Origin of the sequence: Pseudomonas sp. CBC3, assembly GCF_037967085.1 — a bacterium.
Lineage (GTDB): Bacteria > Pseudomonadota > Gammaproteobacteria > Pseudomonadales > Pseudomonadaceae > Stutzerimonas.
Genome location: NZ_JBANEO010000001.1, coordinates 1,367,927 through 1,390,468, shown reverse-complemented (window position 1 = coordinate 1,390,468; position 22,542 = coordinate 1,367,927). Strand labels below are relative to the sequence as shown.

The following is a 22,542-nucleotide window of genomic DNA, read 5'->3' as shown; positions in this document are numbered from 1 at the left end:
CTAGTATAGCGGCAAGCCATGCTTGCCGAAACAACCCATATCGCGCAGGCCTGCCCAGCGACGCCGTGTCGCACCGCCAGCTCACCTGCGCCAATGCTGCCGGGCAGGTTCAGAAATTCGCGGGCGTGGTCGCGCTGATCAGCTTGGCAGGCGTATCGAACGGATTACGGAAACGATGCGGTTTGCTGCTTTCGAAGTAGTAGCTGTCGCCGGTTTCGAGCAGATAGGTCTGCCCGCTCACCGTCAGTTCCAGACGCCCCTCGACCAGCATACCGGCCTCTTCGCCCTGGTGCGCCAGCATGTCCGTGCCGGTATCGGAGCCGGGCGGATAGGTTTCCGCGAGAAACGCGATGGCCCGTCCCGGATGCGCCTTGCCGACGAGCTTCATGCTCACCGCGCCGTCGGAAATATCGATCAGCTCGCCCGCTTTATAGACCACCTGGGTGTCACTGTCCTGCTCGAAATCGGGCGAGAAGAACTCGACCAGCGACATGGGAATGCCGCTCAGCACCTTTTTCAGCGAGCTGATGGACGGGCTGACGCTGTTCTTTTCGATCATGGAAATCGTGCTGTTGGTAACGCCTGCACGTTTGGCGAGCTCGCGCTGGGACAGGCCCTTGAGTTTGCGGATGGTTTGCAGTCGAACGCCGACGTCCAATACGGGAGCCCTCAATCAAGCGCGAAAAACAATGCCGCTATGATGGCGAGGGCGTTCAGTATTTTCAACACATCAAATGGAATGAAGGGACTGACGGCGACAGGCGAAATTTACTCCGGCAGCGCCGCCACGACCGACAGCTCGACGAGGATTTCCGGCTCGCACAGTTTGGCTTCGACAGTGGCGCGTGCCGGCGCGACGCCGTCGGGCAACCACTGGTCCCAGACCGCATTCATGCCGGCAAAGTCGGCGTCGATGTCCTTGAGGTAGATGGCCACCGACAGAATGTGCTGCTTGTCCGTACCGGCCTGACGCAGCAGGCGCTCGATGTTGTCCAGCGTCTCGCGCGTCTGCTGTTCGACGCCGGCGCTCATGTCCTCACCCACCTGACCGGCCAAATAGACGGTGTTGCCGTGAATAACGATCTGGCTCATGCGGGCATTAGTGTGCAGGCGCTGTATGGGCATGCTTACGCGACTCCTTGGTCTTGCCGTAACGGGAAATATCCAGCCCATTGGTGCTGATCTGGGTGCGCCTGGAGGCCAGCAGATCGGCAAGCAGGCGACCGGACCCGCAGGCCATGGTCCAGCCCAAGGTGCCATGGCCGGTATTGAGGAACAGGTTGCGATAGGCCGTGGCGCCGATGATCGGAGTGCCGTCCGGCGTCGCCGGACGCAGCCCGGTCCAGAGTTCCGCATTGCCCGGATCGCCACCCAGCGGAAACAGATCACCGACGACCATTTCCAGGGTTTCGCGCCGACGCGGATTGAGCGACAGGTCGTGACCGGCAATCTCGGCCATCCCACCCACGCGGATGCGCTGATCGAAACGGGTGATAGCGACCTTGTAGGTTTCATCTAGCACCGTGGATACCGGCGCCATGGTCGGGTCGCTGATCGGCACGGTGAGCGAGTAGCCCTTGAGTGGATAGACCGGAGCGCGGATGCCCAGCGACTTGAGCATTTGCGAGCTGTAGCTGCCCAGCGCCAGCACATAGCGATCGGCGGTTTCCAGCTTGCCGTCGATCCACACGCCGTCGAGGCGGTCGCCGGAATATTCCAGGCGCTGAATGTCCTGATTGAAGCGGAACTCCACACCCAACTCACGAGCCATCTCGGCCAGCTTGGTGGTGAACAGCTGACAATCGCCGGTCTGGTCGTTGGGCAGGCGCAGCGCGCCGCTGAGTTTGTCGGCCACCTTGGCCAGCGCCGGCTCGGCACGGGCGATGCCGGTGCGATCGAGCAGTTCGTAGGGCACGCCGGATGCTTCCAGCACGGCGATATCCTTGGCGGCATTGTCCAGCTGCGCCTGGGTGCGGAACAGCTGAGTCGTGCCGCATTGCCGACCTTCGTAGTCGATGCCGGTTTCGGCCCGCAGCTCGTCGAGGCAATCCCGACTGTACTCGGACAGCCGCACCATGCGCTCCTTGTTCACCGCATAGCGCGCCGCCGTGCAGTTGCGCAGCATCTGAGCCATCCACAGGTATTGCTGGATGTCGCCGGTGAGCTTGATCGCCAGCGGTGCGTGCCGTTGCAGCAGCCATTTGATGGCCTTGAGCGGCACGCCGGGCGCAGCCCAGGGCGAGGCGTAACCGGGCGACACCTGCCCGGCGTTGGCAAAGCTGGTTTCCATCGCCACGGCCGGCTGACGGTCAACGACCACCACTTCGAAGCCGGCGCGAGCCAGATAATAGGCACTGGTCGTGCCGATCACTCCACCACCCATCACCAGAACACGCATCGCTGCCTCCCACCCGTTTGCTGCCGGGCTTTTTCGAGTCACTGTTGATGCGGAGTATAGAAAGCGTCGACTAGTGGTTTTCCCCATATAAACGGCTATCTTTGCGTTTTATTCACGTCTAAAACGCTTTTCTTGGAGGCGATAAACCTATGCGAACCAAGCATCAGACCCGTCGCGAGCTGGACAAGATCGACCGCCAGATCCTCCGCCTGCTCCAGGCAGAAGGCCGCATGCCCTTTACCGAGCTGGGCGAACGCATCGGCCTGTCCACCACGCCTTGCACCGAGCGGGTCCGCCGGCTGGAGCGCGAGGGCATCATCATGGGCTACACCGCGCGACTGAATCCGCAGCACCTCAAGGGCGGGCTGCTGGTGTTCGTCGAGATCAGCCTGGCCTACAAATCCGGCGATATCTTTGAAGAGTTCCGCCGCGCCGTGCTGAAGCTGCCGCACGTCTTGGAATGCCATCTGGTATCAGGCGACTTCGACTACCTGATCAAGGCGCGCATTTCGGAGATGGCCTCGTACCGTAAATTGCTCGGCGACATCCTCCTCAAGCTGCCGCACGTGCGCGAATCCAAGAGCTATATCGTCATGGAAGAGGTGAAGGAGTCGCTGGAGCTGCCGGTGCCGGAATAGCAGCTTCATGCTTTCCAGCTTCTAAGCTGCTTTTTTGCCCCGCAACCACCCGCCGGTCTACCCTTGAAACAAGCCATCAACTCAAGGTTCGTTCATGCACACCCGCCAAGCGGCCATTCACAGCGAAGATCACGCAGCCTCTTATTACGCAGCCAGCGTCAACCAGCGGCTCGCCCTGTCACGCCTGGAAGGTGAGCAGGTTGCGGACGTCTGCATCGTCGGCGGTGGTTTCAGTGGGCTCAACACAGCTATCGAACTGGCCGAGCGCGGCCTGTCGGTGGTGCTGCTGGAGGCGCACCGAATCGGCTGGGGCGCCAGCGGGCGCAATGGCGGCCAGTTGATTCGTGGCGTTGGTCATGACGTCGAGCAGTTCCAGTCAATCATCGGTACTGAAGGCGTCGATGCGCTTAAACGCATGGGCTTCGAGGCGGTCGATATCGTCCGCCAGCGTATCGAGCGCCATGCCATCGACTGTGATCTGACCTGGGGCTATTGCGATCTCGCGACCAAGCCGCGACATGTCGAGGGCTTCGACGCCGATTACGCCGACCTCATGCGCCTGGGCTATCCGCATCCGCTGCGCCGCGTGGCGAAGGATGCCATGCGTGAGGTGATTGGCTCCGATCGCTACGTTGGCGGCTTGGTGGATATGGGCTCGGGACACCTGCATCCGCTCAATCTGGCGCTCGGGGAAGCCGCCGCCGCGCAGTCGCTGGGCGTACGCCTGTTCGAACAGTCGGCAGTCACGCGAATCGATTACGGTCACGAGGTGCGCGTGCATACCGCGCACGGCAGCGTCCGCGCCAGACAACTGGTGCTCGCCTGCAACGCTTACCTGCGAGGATTGAATCCGGAACTCGCCGGCAAAGTACTGCCAGCCGGCAGCTATATCATCGCCACCGAGCCGCTGCCCGAGGCGCTGGCCCATGAACTGTTACCGCAGAATATGGCGGTCTGCGATCAGCGGGTAGCGCTGGATTATTTTCGCCTCTCGGCAGATCGGCGCTTGCTGTTCGGCGGCGCCTGCCATTATTCCGGGCGCGACCCGCAAGACATCGCCGCCTATATGCAGCCGAAGATGCTCGAGGTGTTTCCACAGCTGCGCGGCATCGGCATCGATTTCCAGTGGGGCGGGATGATCGGCATCGGCGCCAATCGGCTACCTCAGATCGGCCGACTGCCCGATCAGCCTAACGTGTACTACGCCCAGGCCTACGCCGGCCACGGGCTGAACGCCACCCACCTTGCCGGGCGACTGCTTGCCGAAGCCATCAGCGGCCAGGTTCAAGGCCGCTTCGATCTGTTCGCACGCGTACCGCACCCGACTTTCCCTGGCGGCCAGCGGCTGCGCTCTCCGCTGCTGGCATTGGGCATGCTCTGGTACAGGCTCAAGGACCAGTTCTGAATTTCACCGTTGCGCTGACGTCCAATCGTCATGGAACCCTAACAACGAAAAGGTGCTCCTTGCGCAAACATCTGGTGTTCGTGGCGATGCTGTTGCTGGCAGGCTGCGCCGGGCAGCTGGTTACCGCACCCACGAGCCACTCCCTGCCAAGCCAGGATTCGGAACTGGCACGGCGAATTGAAGCGTTGGCCGTCGACCAACCGTCCGGGCATTCGGGCTTTCGCCTGCTGTCTTCGAGCGCCGAAGCCTTCGCCGCTCGAGTCAGAATGATCCGTGCAGCCCAGACGAGCCTGGACGTGCAGTACTACATCGTCCACGACGGCCTCAGTACCCGTGCATTGATCGACGAAGTGCTCAAGGCTGCCGATCGCGGCGTCAGGGTCCGGTTGCTGCTCGATGACACGACCAGCGACGGCAGCGACTATCAAATCGCAACCCTGGCAGCCCACCCGAACATTCTCATCCGCGTTTTCAATCCCCTGCATGTCGGGCGCAGCAACATCGTTACCCGCACTGTCGGTCGACTACTGCATCTTTCACTGCAGCATCGGCGCATGCATAACAAGCTGATGTTGGCCGATAACAGCCTGGCCATCGTCGGCGGGCGTAATCTTGGCGACGAATATTTCGATGCCGAAAAAGGCTTGAACTTCACTGACATCGATCTGCTTGGCGCCGGGCCGGTGGCCCGGCAGCTGGCGACCAGCTTCGATCAGTACTGGAACCATGGTCTCAGCGCCCCCATCCAGCATTTCCTGCGCAGTCCACCTAGCGTCGCGGCGCTGGACGAAGCGCGCCAGCAGATCGTGGAGTACCTGCAAGCGGAGCGCCAGCGCACTCCGCAGCGCTACCAGAGGCTGATGGCAGAACTGGACGGGCCGCCTCTGGCGCAGTGGCTGCAGGGGCTGATCTGGGCGCCCGGCGAAGCCATGTGGGACCACCCGGACAAGATCACCGCCGACGGCATTCCCGACGAGCACCTGCTGCTGACCACCCAGCTGCAGCCAAGCATGGACGCCGTCACCCGCGAGATGACGCTGATTTCCGCCTACTTCGTCCCCACCCAGGACGGAGTGGACTACCTCACGCACCACGCCGAAAACGGCGTGGCCATCCGCATTCTCACCAACTCGCTGGAAGCGACCGATGTCCCTATCGTGCATGGCGGTTACGCACCCTATCGTCGCGAGCTGCTCGAAGCCGGCGTGCGTTTGTTCGAGCTGCGCCGGCAGCCTGACCAAGAGGCGTCCTACAACCTGAGCGGTGAGTCGGAATCGAGCCTGCACAGCAAGGGCGCAGTATTCGACCGGCAGGAAGTGTTTCTCGGCTCGTTTAACTTCGATCCGCGTTCGGTTCTCTGGAACACCGAAGTCGGCATCCTGATCGAGAGCACCGAACTGGCCGGGGAAGTCCAGCGGCTGACACTTGAAGGCACCTCGCCGGCGGTAAGTTACGAGGTCCGACTGGTCGAGCTCGACGGTGAAAAGCAGTTGGTCTGGTTCGCTGAAGACGAGGGCCGGCGCAAGGTACTCCTGGATGAGCCCGGTGGCGCCTGGCGGCGTTTCAACGCCTGGTTCAGTCAGTGGATCGGGCTGGAACGGATGCTCTGAGCGACCTTTGCGACATATCTAGGTTGCAAGGTATTTCCGCCAATCTACCCAGCGAAACCGCCGCCTCGCTTGCTTTCGCTTCTCGCCATGGTACCAAGGTGCCATCGGCAGCTAGGCTGCCGCACCGATGCCGGATACGGCACTGCTTCTATAAAAATAAAAAGGAGCGCGACATGCATCATCGTAAATGGATATTGATGGTGATTGTGCTGGCGAGCTGGTTCCCAGCGCTGCTCAATTCCGCCCAGGCTCAATCCTTCACCGCTCTGGAAAGCATGCAGATCCATGCCAACCGTGCGGCCAGCAGTCTTCTGCTCTACCGCGGCGAAGGTTTTCAGAAAGCCCATCTGGCGAGGATGGAAGGCGACCTCAAGGCACTAACCGACACGCTGAACAGCTTCCCCGCCGCCAGTAACAAGCTGCGCGAGCTGCATCAGACATTGCAGGCCACACTGCGCGAAGGGGCTGGCTTCGGTTACGAAGAAGACGACATGCCCTGGGGTTGGCCGCTGCAGATGAGCAAGGCGCTACGCGACTTCCTCAGCGAGGTACGCAGCCAGCAAGGCGCTGACTTCCGCGCCGAACTGCCAGCCAAGGTGGAATACCTGACCGTCCAGTACCTGAGCCGCGCCTACGTGGGCTCCTTCGAAACGGCTCGCGAACAACCGGACACCTACCTTGGGCAGGACGAGCGGCACCTGGTGCCCTCCATCGATGAGCAACTCGCCGCCCTGGACAGCCAATCGAATCCAGCCATCGCCAAGCTGAAGACCCGCTGGGATTTCCTCAAGGTGGCGCTCGAAGACATGAACAGCGGCAACAACAGCTTCAATACCGCGTCTGGCCGGCCGTTCGCGCCGATCATGGTGGACCGCCATGCCCGCAGTCTCAGCGATCAGTGGATGGCGCTCGTTCCCTGACGGTGCGCCAGGTCAGGCATCGATCGGGCGCTGACGCAGCCGTACCGGCCCGACTCGCGCCTCGATGGCCTGACGCAACGGCTCGCGCAAGCCGAGCATGAACCCCAGTTCGGCCGCGACGAATAGCGGCCCGATGATCAGCCCGGTGAGATCGTCGACGAATGCGGGCTTGCGTCCTTCGTAGTAATGCCCGACGAATTGGATGATCCAGCCCACCACGAACAATCCAACCCCCGCGCTCAGCCAGATGGCGGTCGTCTGCTGCGCCAGCTGGGCACCGACCCAGACGCAGAGCAGCAACACCACCCCCATGAGTGCGCCGAAGCGCAAGTCCAACCGCAGATAGAACAGCACCGAGGCCAATGCGACCAACGCAACCGGGCTCAGCCAAAGTCCAGAAACCTCCACGCCGGGACGCGACAGCAACACCGCGACGGCCAGCACGATCATCGGAATGCCAATGAAATGGCTGAGCAGGTTGCGCGGGTCGCGGTGATAGGCAGCGTACTGCGCCAAGTGGTCGGTCAGGGTTTTCATAGGGCGAGCTCCAGATGCTGTCCGGCAAGCTTAGCCAGCTTGTCGATATGCGGGGCGCCAACCCGTGGTGGACGAGTGCCAAAGGTCAAGGCGCTTGTGCCAACGCGCCATTGCCCGCTAAGGCTCGGGGCGATAGCCCAACCGCAGACCACCCCAATGACGGCCGCCCACCATGATCGGCACCGAAAGGTCATGCATCAACTCGCCGGTGTCGCGGCTATAGGTTTGCAATAGCACCTTGCGCTGGTGGCTGCCACAGCGCCCGCCGGTGCGGTCATTGAACAGCCGCTTGCTGCGACTCTTGACCTTGTCGACCTCCGGATCGCCGACCGGAGGCTGGCTGAAGGCGCGGTTGTGGGTCGGCACGTAGCCGTCCGGCGTAGTGGCGATGGCATAGATCAGAGCATCGTTACGCTCAAGCAACGGCTCCTGAATGGCCGGCAGGACTTCGTCGGCATAACGATCGAAGCGAGTGCTATAGCGGATCGGATTGGTCCCCGGCTGCGCTTGGTAATTGCGATCGAAAAGATCATCGACCGTCAGCCGACCGGCTTGCAGATCCGCCTCGAAGCGCGCACCGATAGCCGCCGCGCCCTCTCGTGCCAGATCGAAGATGCCCTGGTGATAGTCGTCAAGCTGCACTTCGGCGAGCTGCTCGCTGACGGTTTCCGCCTGGCCGACGAGCTTCTCTGCAGACTGCTCCAGCTGACGGGTTTGAGTCTCACTCTCCAGCACGTCACCACGCAGTTGGTCCAGTGCTACGAAAAGCTGCGCGAGTCGCTCGTGATTGTTGGCGGTACCGGAGGCAATTTCCGCCACCTGGGTTTCGACATTGCCAGCCAGATCGGCAATACCGGTGAGCTGGGCGCCGGTGCCTGCAATCTGCTCGGCAGCTTCGTCGAGTTCGCTGGCCTGTTTCTGGATATGGCTGACCACTGCCCCGCTCTGCTCGCGGATATCACTCACCATCCGTCCGACCGCTTCGGTGGCGCTGCTGGTGCGCCCGGCGAGGTTGCGCACCTCATCGGCGACCACCGCGAAGCCGCGGCCGGCCTCCCCGGCACGCGCGGCCTCGATCGCCGCGTTGAGCGCAAGCAGGTTGGTCTGGCTGGCGATGGACTGGATCACATCTGTGATCTGACGTATCTCTTCAGTGCGCGCAGAGAGCCCGTCGAGCAATTCGCGACTGGCTTCAGTCTGTGCGCTGAGCCGCTGCATGCGTTCGATTGCATGCTGCAGTTCGGCTCGACCGCCGACGCTGCTGCGCCGCACCGCTTCGGCGGCCTCAAGTGCATGGCCCGCGCGGCTGGCGCTGTCCTGCTCGGTCGCGGTCATCGCCTCGGCGCCATTGGCTATCTCGCTGATCGCCGCCAGCTGCGATTGCAGGCGTGCCGCCAGTTGCTCGGCACTGAATGACACTTGAGCCGCCGACAGGGCATTGTGGCAAGTGTGTCGCGAAAGGCTTTTGCTCAGCGCAGCAGAGCTCTGAGCATTGGCGTCGCCCGGACTAGGCGGATCCGTTTGGACGCGCCACGGACCTAACCAGGGCCATAGGCTGAGCAGCAATATCGAGAGGGCGGTGAGGTAGAACGGCAGTTTCATCCACTCAAGGAAGGACAAAAGCGCCAGCAGCGAGACCGCGTGCAACAGGCAGACATTGGGGTGTAGGCGGAAGGCAGGGCGCATCGATGGCCTCTTGTTTTCATCCGGTAACGAGCGAGTTGTACCCCTCTTGGCCACCAATGAACATAACTCCTTGGTAGCAACTGGCCTTTATCAAGCGGCATGGACTGTACGTCACGCCGCCCGGCATCCGGGTCTACCGGGTTAACGGCAGCACGCTGCCAACCTTAAACAGCTCTCTCGCGGGCCGATCGAACGCTCCGGATGCGTTCAGCGCGGCGCATCCGGCGCGGTCAGCGGCAGCCCAAGCTGTACTCGCCGCCGCAGCCATGGGCTCGGACGATAGCGAGGCTCGTGGCCGTAGCAGGCCTGCATGCCTTCTAGAATCGTGAGGATTCGTGCGGGGTTGTAGTGATCGGCGAATTCCAGCGGCCCCTTCGGATAGCCGAGCGCAACCGTCACGGCGCGATCGAGCGTATCCGGTGATGCGATGCCCTTCTGGGCAATTTCGCAGCCGAGGTTGACGATGCTGGCAATGATGCGCTGGCTGACGAAGCCCGGTGAGTCGTTGATCACCTCCACCGGCACGCCGTCCGCACCGAGCGCCTGGCGCGCCTGCGCTTCCAGCGCCGGATCCAGCGCGGGCTGGCGCATCAGCACGCGGCGCTTATCGAGGTCGCTAAACGGGTCAAGGGCAACGGTACGCACGGCCGGTAGCGCCAGCCGCTCGATATAGTTACTGGCGTCCTCGCCCAACGGCGTGATCAGGCAGATCGCCTGGCTCGACGGATCGACGCCGTCTTCGAGCACCGCGCCGGCCTGTTGCAGGACCGCGCCAATATGGCTACGCAGTTCGGGCTCGATACTGTCGAGCCAGAACGGTCGATCGAGGGTCACCGGCTCGAAGCGAGGCTCCGGCGAGCGAATCTGCTGACCATTCTCGTAGCGGTAGAACCCCTGCCCGGTCTTGCGCCCGAGCAGCCCGGCGGCCACCCGCTGCGCAGCGAGATAGGACGGCGTATAGCGCGGGTCGTAATAGAACTGGTCGTGCACCGACTCCATCACCGCATGGGAAATGTCCAGTCCGGTCAAATCGAACAGTTCGAACGGCCCCATGCGGAAACCGGGACCGTCGCGCAGGATGCGGTCGATCTGCTCCGGCGTGGCAATGCCCTCGCTGAGGATGCGTTGTGCCTCGGTGCCGTAGGCCCGGCCGGCGTGATTGACCAGAAAGCCGGGCGTGTCGGGTGTGATTGCTGGAAAGTGACCGGCATGCTCGGCCAGCTGCACCAGCCGCTCGATAACCGCAGGGTCGGTGCGCTCGCCGCGAACCACTTCGACCAGCTTCATCAAGGTCACCGGATTGAAAAAGTGGTAGCCGGCTACCCGCTCGGGCCGCGCGCAAGCGCTGGCGATGCGGGTCACCGATAGCGACGAGGTATTGGTCGCGAGCACGGCGTCGGCGGCGATCAAGCCCTCCAGTTCGACGAACAGGCTCTGTTTGGCCTCGAGGTTCTCGACGATGGCCTCGATCAGCAAATCGCAGCCGGCCAGTTCGGTCAGCTGATGGGCCGGCTGCATGCGCTCCAGAACCGCAGGCAATTGATCGGCACTCAAGCGGCCCTTGGCTACGCTGCGCTCGAGCAGTTCACGGTTGAATTGCAGCGCCTGCTCAATGGCTTCGGGACGACTGTCATACAGCCAGACCTGCTGACCAGCGCTGGCGAATAACTGTGCGATGCCGCGCCCCATGGCGCCAGCGCCGATGATGCCGATACGGGAAAACATACGAACCTCCTCGATGAAGATAGCGTTGCGACTGTTCGGATCCACCTTTAAAATTCCGCAGTGCGGAATAACATTTCGCCTTGATTGACCCAGAGCCTAAAGACTGCCAGTCTCCTTAGCAAGCCATCCTCGACCGAAACGCCATGTCCCCTTCTTTATATTCACCTGCGCAATTGCAGCAGGTTCAGGCCTCCGTTACCGGCTTCTTCCAGGACATCGGCTGCCAACTGCTGGCTTACGGTCCGGAGCACGCCGTCCTCGCGCTGGATCTGCTGCCGCGCCACCTGAACAATGCTAGCAACATGCACGGCGGGGTCATGGCGACGCTGATGGATGTCGCCATGGGGTTGTGCGGCACTTGGGAGCCGGACCCGGCCGAGCGCCGCGTCGCACTGACACTGTCCATGAACATCAATTTCAGCGCGCCCGCCGCTGCGGGCTGTCAGGTCAGGGCAATTGCCCGCTGCCGCTCGGCCGGGCACAAGGTATTCATGGCCAGCTGCGATCTGCTGGATGACCAGGATCGGTTGATCGCGTTCGGCGAAGGAGTCTTCAAGCGTGGCGCCCTGCGTCGTGAGCTGCCGGCCTAATGAGCGTGTTGCTGCCACTGGCGCTGCTCTTCGAACTACTGGCGCTGATCACCCGTCTGCAGCCGCTGAGTGTCGCCAGCGGCATCTTGCTGGCAGTGTTCTTCGTCTGGCATTGGCGTTCGCTGATGCCCTACCCGCGGCGGCTGGCCATGGTCACCCTGGCTCTACTCGGTTACTGGTTGCTGTCGGGCGGGGCGAACTGGCAACAGGCTGCGCGCATGTTGTCATCGGCGGCTTACTACGCAGCCTTCATTGGCGCCCTTGGTCTGATGCACTGCCTGGTCAAGCGGCTTCGGCAGCTCAGCGACCTGCATCGCCTGTTGCTGGCGGGACCACGCGCGTGGCTCTATCCCGGTTACCTGATGAGCACTTTCGCGATCAGCTCGGTGCTCAGCTTCGGCATGCTCAATCTGATTTGCGGCTCGCTGGAGAACCACCTCGAACGTCGTCCCTACAGCGACGCCCAGCGCCACGAGGGCCGGCGCGGAGTAATGGTCACCGCGCTGCGCGGCTTCGCGTTGGTGCCGCTGCTGGCGCCGACCAGCGTCGCCGTCGCCATCCTAACCCGCGAGCTGCCTGGCCTGAGCTGGAGCGCACTGCTGCCGTTCGGGCTCATCGGCGGCCTGCTCCTGTTGCTGTTCGGCTGGCCGACCGAAAACCGCCGTCTACAACAGTTGGCCGACCAACCTGTGGTCAATCCCTCGACGCAGTCTGGCGGCAGCTTGCGCGGCCTGTTCATCGGTAGCCTGATCGGCATCGTCTTGATCGCCGTGCTGGCCGCGCTGACCTGGCTTTCCGCCACCCAAGCCGCAATGCTGCTGGTCCCGCTCTCGGTGGTCGTCATCCTGCTCTGGCAACGAACAGCGCCGCGCCAGGTGTTCCGCGAGGTCAACGATACCCTGCTCGGCATGCGCAACGAGACGTTCATTTTCGCCAGCTCTGCACTGCTCGCCGGGCTGGTGGCGGCGATCTTGCCGGTGCATCACCTGGCCGATCACCTCGGCGATACCCCGCTCGCTCTGTTTGCGGTGGGCGCGGTGGGCACCCTGGCGATCATGGCGCTGGCGCTGCTGGGAGTCGCCCCGCTCATTTCGCTGAACCTGTGCGCGGCGCTGCTGGCACAGCTGGCGAGCCAGGGCCTTGCGGTGTTGCAGCCGGCAGTGGCGCTGCTATTCGGTTTCTCCCTGGCGATGCTGCTGTCGCCTTACGGGCCCTCTGCATTGTTACTGGCGCGCCACGCCCAGCTATCGCCCTGGCGCATCGCCGTTGGCTGGAATGGGCGTTTCGTGCTCAGCGTGCTCATCCCGCTGCTGCTGGTACCGCTGCTGGCCTGAATGACGGCTCACATCCAGCCGTATTCGGCCATGGACAAGGGCTCGCCATCGCCAACGATGAAATGGTCGAGCACTCGCACGTCGATCAGCGCCAGCGCATCGCTGAGTTTGCGGGTCAATTGCCGGTCGGCCTGACTCGGCTCGGCGACGCCGGAGGGATGGTTATGAGTGAGGATCACCGCCGCCGCGTTCTGCGCCAGCGCGCGCTTGACCACCTGCCGCGGGTAGACGCTGGCACCGTCGATGGTTCCGTGAAACAGCACCTCGAATGCCAGCACGCGATGCTTGGCGTCGAGAAACAGGCAGGCGAACAGCTCATGCGGCTCATGTCGCAGGCGCGCCTTGAGGTAATCGCGTACCGCCTGCGGGCTTTCCAGCGCCGAATCGCGCCGCATGCGCTCGGCCAGATGCCGGCGCGACATTTCCAGCACGGCCTGCAGCTGGGCAAATTTCGCCGGCCCCAGCCCCAGATGGCCGCTGAATGACTCCAGCTCGCTTTCCAGCAGCGCGCGAAGGCTGCCGAACTCGCTGAGCAGATGCCGGGCCAGATCCACCGCGCTCCTGCCGGCCACGCCGGTACGCAGAAAGATTGCCAGCAGCTCCGCGTCGGACAGGGCCGCCGCGCCGTGTTCCAGTAGTTTCTCCCGCGGGCGTTCCGCCGCGGGCCAGTCACGAATGCTCATGTCACCTCCATGTCGAGCGCGCACCGCTGTAAGGGCGCTGTGCTATCTTAGCGGCCTTTTAGCCACGGCAACCGGCTCCCCGCCGGAACCAGTTCTCACCCGTAACAAGGCAGGCCTATGCAGCGGCTTTATCGTAAACGCATCGTCCTGGGCGTCGGCGGCGGCATCGCCGCTTACAAGAGTGCCGAGCTGGTTCGTCGGCTCCGCGACCAAGGCGCCGAAGTCCGCGTAGTCATGACCAGCGGTGGCCGCGAATTCATCACGCCATTGACCCTGCAGGCCCTTTCCGGCCATCCGGTTCATCTGGATCTGCTCGATCCGGCGGCCGAAGCCGCCATGGGTCATATCGAACTGGCGCGCTGGGCCGATCTGGTGCTGATCGCCCCCGCCACAGCAGACCTCATGGCGCGCCTGGCCCAAGGCGTCGCCAACGACCTGCTGACCACATTGGTACTGGCTACCCATGCGCCGGTCGCCCTGGCGCCAGCAATGAACCAGGCGATGTGGGCCGACCCCGCGACCCAGGCCAATCACGCCCTGCTGCAACAACGAGGCATTCGCATGTTCGGCCCTGCAGCGGGCAGCCAGGCCTGTGGTGACGTCGGAATGGGCCGGATGATGGAAGCCGATGATCTGGCCCACGCCGCTGCCGATTGTTTCGAGCGCAGCCTGCTGACCGGTCTTCATCTGTTGATCACCGCCGGACCGACCCAGGAAAACATCGACCCGGTGCGTTACATCACCAATCACAGCTCCGGCAAGATGGGCTTCGCCCTGGCTGAAGCGGCCGCCGAAGCGGGCGCGCGCGTGACGCTGGTCGCCGGCCCAGTCTTCCTGCCGACACCCGACCGCGTGCAGCGCATCGACGTGGTCAGCGCCCGCGACATGCTCGCCGCCTGCGAAGCGGCGGTGCCTTGCGACCTGTTCATCGCCGCCGCAGCCGTTGCGGACTATCGTCCAGAAGTAGTCGCGCCGCACAAATTGAAGAAGGATCCCACCAAAGGTGACGGCCTGCTTCTGCAGATGGTTCGCAACCCGGATATCCTCGCCACGCTGGCCGGTCGCGAAGATCGCCCCTTCAGCGTCGGCTTCGCCGCCGAAACGGAGAATCTGCTGGAATACGCCACGCGCAAGCTGCGCGACAAGAATCTCGATCTGATCGTCGCCAACGATGTGGCCAACCCTAGCATCGGCTTCAACAGTGAAGAAAACGCCGTCACGGTCATCGATCGCCAGCAGCACGAAACCCGTTTCAGCCAGGCCAGCAAAGGGCTTATCGCCCGCCAGCTGATCGCCTTCATCGCCGACCGTTTCCACAAGGCCTGACCGACCATGCACAAGCTCCAAGCAAAGATTCTCGACCCCCGCCTCGGCCGGGACTTTCCCCTCCCCGAATACGCCACCAGCGGCTCCGCCGGGCTTGATCTGCGTGCCATGCTGCAAGTGGACACCACACTCGAGCCAGGTCAGACCCTGCTGATTCCTACCGGCTTGTCGATTCATATCGCCGATCCGAATCTGGCGGCGCTGGTGCTGCCGCGCTCGGGGCTTGGCCACAAGCACGGCATCGTGCTCGGCAATTTGGTCGGGCTGATCGATTCCGACTACCAGGGCGAATTGATGGTCTCCTGCTGGAACCGCGGGCAGACCTCTTTCAGCATCGCGATTGGCGAGCGCATCGCGCAATTGATGCTGGTGCCGGTCATCCAGGCGCAGTTCGAACTGGTGAACGAATTCGACGACAGTGACCGCGGCACCGGCGGCTTCGGACACTCTGGCAGCCATTGAGCCAGCCGTTTTCAGGACGATCAGAGGAGCTCCATGAAACGCTTCAAGCGCACAGCCAAGGACACCGGCATACTCAACCCGGCCGACACCGTACCCGCTCAGCCGCGCCGTAACGCTGGACTGAAGATGCTCATGCCCGGTCTGCTGCCGGGTTTGCTGGGGCTTGCGGCGGCCGGTGCGCTGCTCTGGGTCGCCCATCAGTCCAATCAGCGAGAGCACGCATCCGAACTGGCCCAGGCCTGGGGCCAGAGCCAGGCCTCGGCAGTGGAGCAAGCCCTGCGCCAATTGGCCGACGATGTTCGCTCAACCGCCAGCGATCCCCAGCTGCTCGACGCCCTGCGCAGCGAACAGCCCGACCAGCTGCGCGCCGTCGAGCGTGAATTGAGCTACCGCGACGGGGTGGTCGATGCGCACCTCAGTCTACGTGGCCAGGCTCGGCAAAATCCCAATCGACCCGGCCCGCTGAATTTCGCCGCCCTGGACTTGTTGCAACGCGCCGAGAATGGCCAGCCGCCGATGCCCGAGGCGTTCAAGGTCGGCAATCGCTGGCTGCTGTACAGCGCCGTGGCGTTGCGCCCGGACCCGCAGCAGCCCGTGGTGGGCACCTTGTTGCTGGTAACCACTCTGGAACGCGCCCTGTCGACCCTGCCGAAACTGCCTGGCGAAGCCGGACAGTTCCGCCTAGTCCAGCAATTCAGCAATGCACCAGCGCAGCTGCTCGCACAACGCGGCGGTAACGGCGTGGAAAGCGACGCGATTGCCCTGCCCTCCGCCAATCCCAACTGGAAGCTCAGCTTCCTGCCCGGCGCCGAGTCCAGCACCGCGTCGGCATCTCCTCTCTTGTTGCTCGCCGCCGCGCTGACGGCACTGTGCGGCCTCCTACTGGGCTTGCAGCTGGTACTGAGTACCCAGCAGCGGCGGCTTCGCGGAGATGTCATGCACTTGGGACAGGTGATCCAGGAACTCTCGACTGGCAAGGCCATCAAAACACCGACTTTGAGCCTGCCGGTGCTCGACGCGCTAGCCAAAAGTTTGGCCCGTCTGCCGCTGCGAACCGCCGGTACGGCGCCGACCAAAGCCACGGCGGTACCACAGCCGGCGGCCCGGCAAGCCCCATCCAACGAGCACGTCGATCCGTTGTTCCAAGACACCGATATTCTCGACATAGACATTCTCGACGAGGACCAGGACTGGCTTGGCCTCGACACCAAGGAGCGAGAAACCGCAATGAGCGCCCCGAAAGCCCCGCAACTGCCCACCAGCATCTTCCGCGCCTACGACATCCGTGGCGTAGTCGGCGACACCCTGACCAACGAAACCGCCTATTGGGTCGGTCGCGCGGTTGGCTCCGAGAGCCTGGCTCAGGGCGAACCCAATGTATCGGTCGGCCGCGATGGCCGCCTGTCCGGCCCAGAGCTGGTCCAGCACCTGATTCAGGGCCTGGTGGACAGTGGCTGCAGCGTCAGCGACGTCGGCATGGTGCCGACTCCGGTGCTCTACTACGCAGCCAACGTGCTTGCAGGCAAATCCGGAGTGATGCTGACCGGCAGTCACAACCCGCCGGATTACAACGGTTTCAAGATCGTCATCGCTGGCGACACCCTGGCTAATGAGCAGATCCAGGCGCTGCGCCAGCGCATTGAGACTGGCAATCTCGCAGAAGGCGTCGGCCAGGTTGAGCAGGTCGACGTGCTGGAAAGCTATTTCAAGCGCGTCCGCGACGACATCGCGTTGGCCAAGCCACTCAGAGTAGTGGTCGACTGCGGCAACGGCGTCGCCGGCGTGATCGCGCCACAGCTGATCGAAGCACTGGGCTGCAAGGTGATCCCGCTGTTCTGTGATGTCGACGGCAACTTCCCCAACCACCATCCGGACCCGGGCAAGCTGGAAAATCTCGAAGACCTGATCGCCAAGGTCAAGTCCGAAAACGCCGACCTGGGCCTGGCCTTCGATGGCGACGGCGACCGCGTCGGCGTGGTGACCAATGCAGGCACTGTGGTGTACCCCGACCGCCTGTTGATGCTGTTCGCCAAGGATGTGGTCTCGCGTAATCCCGGCGCTGACATCATTTTCGACGTCAAATGTACGCGGCGCCTGACGCCATTGATCAGCGGTTACGGCGGTCGTCCGGTGATGTGGAAGACCGGCCACTCGCTGATCAAGAAAAAGATGAAGGAAACCGGTGCGCTACTGGCCGGCGAGATGAGCGGCCATGTGTTCTTCAAGGAGCGCTGGTACGGCTTCGACGACGGCATCTACAGCGCCGTACGCCTGCTGGAAATTCTCAGCCAAGACAAGCGCACTGCCGAGCAGGTCTTTGCCGCCTTCCCCAATGACATTTCCACGCCCGAGATCAACATCAAGGTCACCGAGGAAAGCAAGTTCACCATCATCGAAGCGCTGCACCGCGATGCCCATTGGGGCGAAGCCAACATCACCACGCTCGATGGCGTGCGCGTCGATTATCCGAAAGGCTGGGGTCTGGTGCGCGCATCCAACACCACTCCGGTGCTGGTACTGCGTTTCGAGGCCGAAACCGAGGAAGAACTCAAGCGCATACAGGAAGTCTTCCGTGCACAGCTTTATACTGTCGCGCCTGATCTCACCCTGCCGTTCTGATTTGCGGAGCCCTGCATGACCCTCAGCCGTGAAGCTGCCACCCAATTCGCCCAGGTCCTGTCCGAAGCGCTGCCCTACATCCGCCGGTTCGTCGGCAAGACGCTGGTGATCAAGTACGGCGGCAACGCGATGGAAAGCGAGGAGCTGAAAACCGGCTTCGCCCGCGACATCGTGCTGATGAAAGCTGTGGGCATCAACCCGGTGGTGGTCCACGGCGGCGGCCCGCAGATCGGCGATCTGCTCAAGCGTCTGAATATCGAAAGCCAATTCATCGACGGCATGCGGGTCACCGACAGCCAGACCATGGATGTGGTGGAGATGGTGCTTGGTGGCCTGGTCAACAAAAGCATCGTCACGCTGATCAACCAGCATGGCGGCAGCGCCATCGGCCTGACCGGTAAGGATGCACGCCTGATCAGCGCGAAGAAGCTCAAGGCGACCCGGCAGACTCCCGGCATGAGCCAGCCGGAAATCATCGACATCGGCCAGGTTGGCGAAGTCACCGGGGTCAATGTCGGGGTGCTGGACATGCTGGTGCGAGGCGACTTCATTCCAGTCATCGCACCGATCGGCGTCGGTCCCGACGGTGAGTCGTACAACATCAATGCCGATCTGGTCGCGGGCAAGGTGGCCGAAGCGCTCAAAGCCGAGAAGTTGATGCTACTGACCAATATCGCCGGCCTGATGGACAAGCAGGGCAAGGTCCTCACTGGACTGACCACTACGCAGGTCGACGAACTGATCGCCGACGGCACCATTTATGGCGGCATGCTGCCGAAAATCCGCTGTGCACTGGACGCCGTCCAGGATGGTGTCCAGAGCGCGCACATTATTGACGGTCGCGTACCCAATGCGGTGCTGCTGGAGATCTTCACCGATATCGGTGTCGGCACTCTAATCACCAACCGCAAGTAACACCGGACCGCCAACAAAAAACCCAGCGTTTCATGAAAATGCTGGGTTTTTTATGCATCGCTATTCGGATTGACCGAGCAATTCGGCGACTCGTTGGCGCTCCTGAGCGAAGCGGGCTTCCGCGTGCTTGCGGGCCCGCTGATAACGCTCGATATCACGACGCAAGCTAGCCTGTTCCCTGCTGAGGTTGTCGATCTGCTTCAGCAGCGGCTTAGGCACCTCACGACCGGCACGCTCATGCCCTGCCGCCTGACTTTGCAGGTTGGCCTGCTGGGTGCGCAGCGACTGCAGATTGCTGCGCGTGATGCCGATGACGCTGTCGAGCTCCGAAAATTTTCGCACCTGTGCTCGCTCGACATCCCTGACACTGGCGTACAGGCGCAGCAGTTGAGCATCCGAGCTGGCACGAGCCTGGGCCTCGAGCAGGCGCTGGCGCTCTTCGGGGGTTGGCGCAGGTGGCACCACCCGAGTCACGCGCCCCTGATCGTTGAGGACCTCATATCCCTTGCCGATATGCTGGGGCGGGACGCCATGGCGATCGAGCACCACCACTCCCTTGTCGTCGACATAGCGATACAGGTCGGCCTGAGCAGCGGCAGCGCCCAGCAAGCCCAACAGCAACAACAACCTGCACCCTATCTGCATACATTCGCCTCTTCTTATTGACGCGCTCGGCGCAGCCACTCAAAACGCCCATCTATATTCGGACAACGCAGCTTATAGAAACCGGCCAGACTGAACAGCAATAAGCACACCAACAAGGATCCAGGCGTACAGAAAGAGCACCGCAGCGACCCCCGCAGTGCCATATCAACGGCGCTAAGCGAAATTTCTTTTGAAGCGCGACACAAAACGATCGTTATTCGTCAGTTGCTGACACAAAACAGAACATCCTCAGGCCTCACGTCCAACAACGGACTACGCGACGATCAACTGGCTGATTGTCGAACGAGCCGCACTCAAATCCCGTACTGATCCCGGTAAGCCTCTACGGCCGGCAAATGCCGCTTGAGTTGTTCATCCTGAGCCAGGAAGTCCAGCACCTGAGCGAGGGAAACGATGCTCACCACCGGCATATCGTAATCGCGCTCCACTTCCTGAATGGCCGATAACTCACCCTGCCCACGCTCCTGCCGGTTGAGCGCGATCAGCACGCCAGCGGCCTGTGCGCCTTGCGCACGGATGATTTGCATGACTTCGCGAATGGCCGTTCCGGCAGTAATCACATCATCGACGATCAGCACCCGGCCGTTTAGCGGCGATCCCACCAGGGTGCCGCCTTCGCCGTGATCCTTGGCTTCCTTGCGGTTGAAGCACCAGGGCAGGTCGCGTTGGTGATGCTCGGCCAGCGAAATAGCCGTCGCTGCCGCCAGCGGGATGCCCTTGTAGGCCGGGCCGAAGATGACGTCGAAATCGATGCCGCTTTCGACGACCGCAGCCGCGTAGAAACGACCCAATTGAGCCAGCGCCGATCCGGTATTGAACAAGCCGGCGTTGAAGAAATAAGGACTGGTGCGCCCGGATTTCAGAGTGAATTCACCGAAGCGCAGAACGCCGCGTTCGATGGCGAAGCGAATGAAGTCGCGCTGGTACGCCTGCATGAAGAATATTCCCGGAAGACACTGGTTTAGCTAATGCAAAGAGCTTGGGTTATCATACACGCACGTGTTTTTAGGGGCCATTTATGCGGATTATCAGCGTCAACGTGAATGGCATTCAAGCGGCGGCACAGCGGGGACTTCTCAGCTGGCTGCAAGCGCAGAATGCCGATGTCATCTGCCTGCAGGATACCCGCGCCTCCGTAGTAGAACTTGACGATCCGGCCTACCAGCTCGACGGTTACTTTCTCTATACCGTCGACGCGGAAATTCCAGAACAGGGCGGCGTCGCGCTGTATTCCCGACTGCAGCCGAAGGCCGTGATCATGGGACTCGGCTTCGAAACCGCTGACCGCTATGGCCGTTATCTACAGGCCGACTTCGATAAGGTCAGCATTGCAAGTCTATTGCTACCAACTGGCCGCGGCGGTGACGAAGACCTGAACCAGAAATTCAAATTCATGGACGACTTCGCCCATTATCTGGACAAACAGCGTCGTAAGCGTCGCGAATACATCTATTGTGGCTCGTTGTATGTCGCTCATCAGAAGCTGGACGTGAAGAACTGGCGCGATTGTCAGCAGGCCACCGGCTTCCTCGCGCCGGAACGTGCCTGGCTCGACGAGATATTCGGCAACATGGGCTATGTCGATGCGCTGCGTGAAGCCAGCCGAGAAGGCGACCTGTACAGCTGGTGGCCGGATACCGAGCAAGCGCAGATGCTCAACCTGGGCTGGCGCTTCGATTACCAGATACTGACCTCGGGCATGCGCCGCTTCGTGCGCAACGCCCGCCTGCCCCGTCAGCCACGCTTCTCCCAGCACGCCCCGCTGGTAGTGGACTACGACTGGACGCTGAGCCTCTAAGCTGCAAGCGAGTCAGCATGGAAGCTGACGCCGAGACGCCTCTCAACTTCCCGTATCTATTAAGCTCAAGCTTGAAGCCTGCCGCTACCTGACGAGCCGCCAGCAAAACGGGTAGCGATAAGGCTTGCCCTCGTTGGCGCGAATGCCGGCAATCACCACCAGCACCAACGCCACCGCGCTGATCAGCGCCATCAGTGGGAAGCCGATCAGAATCCAGGCGAGCACTCCGCAGATCATCAGCAGAATGCTGAACGTGATCTGGAAGTTCAGGGCTTCCTTACCCTGCTCGTCGACGAAGGGGTCCAGGTCTTTTTTGAGTTGCCAAACGATCAGCGGCCCCAGCACGTTGCCAATCATCGGCACCAGAAACCAGAAGAACGCCGAGTAATGACAGAACATTGCCCATTGCCGCGCTTTCGGCGAGGGCCGTGGAATCAGCTCTTGATCAGACATGGCGTTCTCCATCTACTCAGTCGGCGAGTGCCGCCGACTGCAATGCAAATAGCTCTTTCATACCGTCTTGCGCCAGCGCCAGCATGGCGTTGAGCTCCGCCGGCTGGAACGGTGCACCTTCGGCCGTCCCCTGCACCTCGATGAAGCCACCGGCACTGGTCATCACGACGTTCAGGTCGGTTTCGGCCGCCGAGTCCTCCAGATAATCGAGGTCTAGCACCGGCTCGCCCTGGTAGATGCCGACCGAAACCGCAGCGACCATTTGCTTGAGCGGATCACCACCTTTCAACCCGCCGCGCTTTTTCAGCAGCTTCAGGGCATCGACCAGCGCAACCATCGCACCGGTGATCGAAGCTGTACGAGTGCCGCCGTCAGCCTGAATCACATCGCAATCGATGTAGATGGTGTTCTCGCCCAGCTTGCTCATGTCCAGCGAGGCCCGCAGCGAGCGGCCAATGAGTCGCTGAATTTCCAAGGTGCGTCCGCCCTGCTTGCCCCGACTCGCCTCGCGCTGATTACGCTCGCCAGTGGCTCGCGGCAACATGCCGTATTCGGCAGTCAGCCAGCCCTGCCCCTGGCCCTTGAGGAAGCGCGGTACGCCGTTCTCGATGCTGGCGGTGCAGATCACCTTGGTATCACCAAACTCCACCAACACCGATCCCTCGGCATGCTTGGTGTAGTTGCGGGTGATGCGGATCGAACGCAGCTGGTCGGCGGCGCGGCCACTGGGACGCTTCATGGGACAATTCCTACTTCATGGATTCGGGTGCCCGGCAT

The 22,542-nt window shown here is 62.2% G+C and carries 22 protein-coding genes; 11 read left to right on the top strand and 11 right to left on the bottom strand.

Features of this window, described 5'->3' with window-relative positions; genetic code table 11:
• Nucleotides 1-109: 109 nt before the first annotated feature.
• The 3 genes from V6943_RS06400 to dadA all read right to left on the bottom strand — a co-directional run bounded on the left by V6943_RS06400 (nt 110) and on the right by dadA (nt 2,398).
• A complete protein-coding gene (locus V6943_RS06400; RefSeq protein WP_340552923.1) occupies nt 110-658 on the bottom strand; it encodes a cupin domain-containing protein in 549 nt (182 codons plus the stop codon).
• Between the two features lie 110 nt (nt 659-768).
• Complete coding sequence (locus V6943_RS06395; protein WP_340552922.1) at nt 769-1,125, bottom strand: RidA family protein; 357 nt, start codon at nt 1,123-1,125, stop codon at nt 769-771.
• Nucleotides 1,100-2,398, bottom strand: a complete 1,299-nt coding sequence (gene dadA, locus V6943_RS06390; RefSeq protein ID WP_340552921.1) for a D-amino acid dehydrogenase — start codon at nt 2,396-2,398, stop codon at nt 1,100-1,102. Before dadA ends, V6943_RS06395 begins: the two co-directional genes overlap by 26 nt.
• 149 nt (nt 2,399-2,547) lie before the next feature.
• Here dadA and V6943_RS06385 point away from each other — a divergent pair, with 149 nt between their 5' ends.
• The 4 genes from V6943_RS06385 to V6943_RS06370 all read left to right on the top strand — a co-directional run bounded on the left by V6943_RS06385 (nt 2,548) and on the right by V6943_RS06370 (nt 6,971).
• Nucleotides 2,548-3,036: an Lrp/AsnC ligand binding domain-containing protein gene (locus tag V6943_RS06385; protein ID WP_045431082.1), complete on the top strand. Its 489-nt coding sequence runs from the start codon at nt 2,548-2,550 to the stop codon at nt 3,034-3,036.
• Nucleotides 3,037-3,130: 94 nt separating this feature from the next.
• Nucleotides 3,131-4,441: an NAD(P)/FAD-dependent oxidoreductase gene (locus V6943_RS06380; protein WP_340552920.1), complete on the top strand. Its 1,311-nt coding sequence runs from the start codon at nt 3,131-3,133 to the stop codon at nt 4,439-4,441.
• 59 nt (nt 4,442-4,500) lie between these two features.
• Nucleotides 4,501-6,051: a phospholipase D family protein gene (locus V6943_RS06375; protein WP_340552919.1), complete on the top strand. Its 1,551-nt coding sequence runs from the start codon at nt 4,501-4,503 to the stop codon at nt 6,049-6,051.
• A gap of 173 nt (nt 6,052-6,224) precedes the next feature.
• Nucleotides 6,225-6,971, top strand: a complete 747-nt coding sequence (locus V6943_RS06370; protein WP_131651458.1) for a hypothetical protein — start codon at nt 6,225-6,227, stop codon at nt 6,969-6,971.
• A 12-nt stretch (nt 6,972-6,983) separates the two neighbouring features.
• Here V6943_RS06370 and V6943_RS06365 read toward each other — a convergent pair whose 3' ends face one another.
• The 3 genes from V6943_RS06365 to V6943_RS06355 form a co-directional block, all read right to left on the bottom strand.
• On the bottom strand, nt 6,984-7,508 hold the full coding sequence (locus V6943_RS06365; protein ID WP_131651457.1) for an Mpo1 family 2-hydroxy fatty acid dioxygenase: 525 nt from the start codon (nt 7,506-7,508) through the stop codon (nt 6,984-6,986).
• A 117-nt stretch (nt 7,509-7,625) separates the two neighbouring features.
• Complete coding sequence (locus V6943_RS06360) at nt 7,626-8,843, bottom strand: methyl-accepting chemotaxis protein (protein WP_445324125.1); 1,218 nt, start codon at nt 8,841-8,843, stop codon at nt 7,626-7,628.
• A 558-nt stretch (nt 8,844-9,401) separates the two neighbouring features.
• Nucleotides 9,402-10,919, bottom strand: coding sequence for a 3-hydroxyacyl-CoA dehydrogenase (locus V6943_RS06355; protein WP_340552918.1), 1,518 nt, complete (start codon nt 10,917-10,919; stop codon nt 9,402-9,404).
• A gap of 143 nt (nt 10,920-11,062) precedes the next feature.
• On the opposite strand from V6943_RS06355, the gene V6943_RS06350 reads away from it, so the two are divergent.
• Entirely contained in the window at nt 11,063-11,509 is a 447-nt protein-coding gene (locus V6943_RS06350) for a PaaI family thioesterase (protein ID WP_340552917.1), read from the top strand.
• Complete coding sequence (locus V6943_RS06345) at nt 11,509-12,843, top strand: hypothetical protein (protein ID WP_340552916.1); 1,335 nt, start codon at nt 11,509-11,511, stop codon at nt 12,841-12,843. The genes V6943_RS06350 and V6943_RS06345 overlap by 1 nt, the downstream gene beginning before the upstream one ends.
• A gap of 8 nt (nt 12,844-12,851) precedes the next feature.
• Here V6943_RS06345 and radC read toward each other — a convergent pair whose 3' ends face one another.
• On the bottom strand, nt 12,852-13,526 hold the full coding sequence (gene radC / locus V6943_RS06340) for a RadC family protein (protein ID WP_340552915.1): 675 nt from the start codon (nt 13,524-13,526) through the stop codon (nt 12,852-12,854).
• Between the two features lie 117 nt (nt 13,527-13,643).
• Here radC and coaBC point away from each other — a divergent pair, with 117 nt between their 5' ends.
• From coaBC to argB, 4 genes are all read left to right on the top strand, one after another.
• A complete protein-coding gene (coaBC, locus tag V6943_RS06335) occupies nt 13,644-14,852 on the top strand; it encodes a bifunctional phosphopantothenoylcysteine decarboxylase/phosphopantothenate--cysteine ligase CoaBC (protein ID WP_340552914.1) in 1,209 nt (402 codons plus the stop codon).
• 6 nt (nt 14,853-14,858) lie between these two features.
• Nucleotides 14,859-15,314, top strand: coding sequence for a dUTP diphosphatase (gene dut / locus V6943_RS06330; protein ID WP_340552913.1), 456 nt, complete (start codon nt 14,859-14,861; stop codon nt 15,312-15,314).
• Nucleotides 15,315-16,541: 1,227 nt separating this feature from the next.
• Nucleotides 16,542-17,933: a phosphomannomutase/phosphoglucomutase gene (gene algC / locus V6943_RS06325; protein ID WP_218568033.1), complete on the top strand. Its 1,392-nt coding sequence runs from the start codon at nt 16,542-16,544 to the stop codon at nt 17,931-17,933.
• Between the two features lie 15 nt (nt 17,934-17,948).
• The gene (gene argB / locus V6943_RS06320; protein WP_181104703.1) at nt 17,949-18,848 is read left to right on the top strand and encodes an acetylglutamate kinase; all 900 of its coding nucleotides are present in this window, start codon (nt 17,949-17,951) and stop codon (nt 18,846-18,848) included.
• Nucleotides 18,849-18,908: 60 nt separating this feature from the next.
• Here the strand turns inward: argB and V6943_RS06315 are convergent, their stop codons facing one another.
• Nucleotides 18,909-19,493 carry a DUF4124 domain-containing protein gene (locus tag V6943_RS06315; RefSeq protein WP_340552912.1) on the bottom strand — a complete coding sequence of 195 codons (585 nt, stop codon included), beginning with the start codon at nt 19,491-19,493 and terminating at the stop codon, nt 18,909-18,911.
• Between the two features lie 314 nt (nt 19,494-19,807).
• Nucleotides 19,808-20,449, bottom strand: a complete 642-nt coding sequence (gene pyrE, locus V6943_RS06310) for an orotate phosphoribosyltransferase (RefSeq protein ID WP_131651446.1) — start codon at nt 20,447-20,449, stop codon at nt 19,808-19,810.
• Between the two features lie 83 nt (nt 20,450-20,532).
• Here pyrE and V6943_RS06305 point away from each other — a divergent pair, with 83 nt between their 5' ends.
• The gene (locus tag V6943_RS06305) at nt 20,533-21,312 is read left to right on the top strand and encodes an exodeoxyribonuclease III (protein ID WP_045160384.1); all 780 of its coding nucleotides are present in this window, start codon (nt 20,533-20,535) and stop codon (nt 21,310-21,312) included.
• A gap of 84 nt (nt 21,313-21,396) precedes the next feature.
• On the opposite strand, the gene V6943_RS06300 is transcribed toward V6943_RS06305, so the two are convergent.
• Both V6943_RS06300 and rph read right to left on the bottom strand, forming a co-directional pair.
• Nucleotides 21,397-21,765, bottom strand: a complete 369-nt coding sequence (locus V6943_RS06300; protein WP_340552911.1) for a DUF4870 domain-containing protein — start codon at nt 21,763-21,765, stop codon at nt 21,397-21,399.
• A 16-nt stretch (nt 21,766-21,781) separates the two neighbouring features.
• Nucleotides 21,782-22,504 carry a ribonuclease PH gene (gene rph, locus V6943_RS06295; protein WP_131651444.1) on the bottom strand — a complete coding sequence of 241 codons (723 nt, stop codon included), beginning with the start codon at nt 22,502-22,504 and terminating at the stop codon, nt 21,782-21,784.
• Between the last annotated feature and the right edge of the window lie 38 nt (nt 22,505-22,542).

Excerpts from the sequence above, each read along its gene's own strand:
- V6943_RS06395 (WP_340552922.1), bottom strand. The coding sequence starts at position 1,125 with ATGCCCATACAGCGCCTGCACACTAATGCCCGCATGAGCCAGATCGTT.
- dadA (WP_340552921.1), bottom strand. The coding sequence starts at position 2,398 with ATGCGTGTTCTGGTGATGGGTGGTGGAGTGATCGGCACGACCAGTGCC.
- V6943_RS06385 (WP_045431082.1), top strand. The coding sequence starts at position 2,548 with ATGCGAACCAAGCATCAGACCCGTCGCGAGCTGGACAAGATCGACCGC.
- V6943_RS06380 (WP_340552920.1), top strand. The coding sequence starts at position 3,131 with ATGCACACCCGCCAAGCGGCCATTCACAGCGAAGATCACGCAGCCTCT.
- V6943_RS06370 (WP_131651458.1), top strand. The coding sequence starts at position 6,225 with ATGCATCATCGTAAATGGATATTGATGGTGATTGTGCTGGCGAGCTGG.
- V6943_RS06365 (WP_131651457.1), bottom strand. The coding sequence starts at position 7,508 with ATGAAAACCCTGACCGACCACTTGGCGCAGTACGCTGCCTATCACCGC.
- V6943_RS06360 (WP_445324125.1), bottom strand. The coding sequence starts at position 8,843 with ATGACCGCGACCGAGCAGGACAGCGCCAGCCGCGCGGGCCATGCACTT.
- V6943_RS06355 (WP_340552918.1), bottom strand. The coding sequence starts at position 10,919 with ATGTTTTCCCGTATCGGCATCATCGGCGCTGGCGCCATGGGGCGCGGC.
- V6943_RS06350 (WP_340552917.1), top strand. The coding sequence starts at position 11,063 with ATGTCCCCTTCTTTATATTCACCTGCGCAATTGCAGCAGGTTCAGGCC.
- V6943_RS06345 (WP_340552916.1), top strand. The coding sequence starts at position 11,509 with ATGAGCGTGTTGCTGCCACTGGCGCTGCTCTTCGAACTACTGGCGCTG.
- radC (WP_340552915.1), bottom strand. The coding sequence starts at position 13,526 with ATGAGCATTCGTGACTGGCCCGCGGCGGAACGCCCGCGGGAGAAACTA.
- coaBC (WP_340552914.1), top strand. The coding sequence starts at position 13,644 with ATGCAGCGGCTTTATCGTAAACGCATCGTCCTGGGCGTCGGCGGCGGC.
- dut (WP_340552913.1), top strand. The coding sequence starts at position 14,859 with ATGCACAAGCTCCAAGCAAAGATTCTCGACCCCCGCCTCGGCCGGGAC.
- algC (WP_218568033.1), top strand. The coding sequence starts at position 16,542 with ATGAGCGCCCCGAAAGCCCCGCAACTGCCCACCAGCATCTTCCGCGCC.
- argB (WP_181104703.1), top strand. The coding sequence starts at position 17,949 with ATGACCCTCAGCCGTGAAGCTGCCACCCAATTCGCCCAGGTCCTGTCC.
- V6943_RS06315 (WP_340552912.1), bottom strand. The coding sequence starts at position 19,493 with ATGCAGATAGGGTGCAGGTTGTTGTTGCTGTTGGGCTTGCTGGGCGCT.
- pyrE (WP_131651446.1), bottom strand. The coding sequence starts at position 20,449 with ATGCAGGCGTACCAGCGCGACTTCATTCGCTTCGCCATCGAACGCGGC.
- V6943_RS06305 (WP_045160384.1), top strand. The coding sequence starts at position 20,533 with ATGCGGATTATCAGCGTCAACGTGAATGGCATTCAAGCGGCGGCACAG.
- V6943_RS06300 (WP_340552911.1), bottom strand. The coding sequence starts at position 21,765 with ATGTCTGATCAAGAGCTGATTCCACGGCCCTCGCCGAAAGCGCGGCAA.
- rph (WP_131651444.1), bottom strand. The coding sequence starts at position 22,504 with ATGAAGCGTCCCAGTGGCCGCGCCGCCGACCAGCTGCGTTCGATCCGC.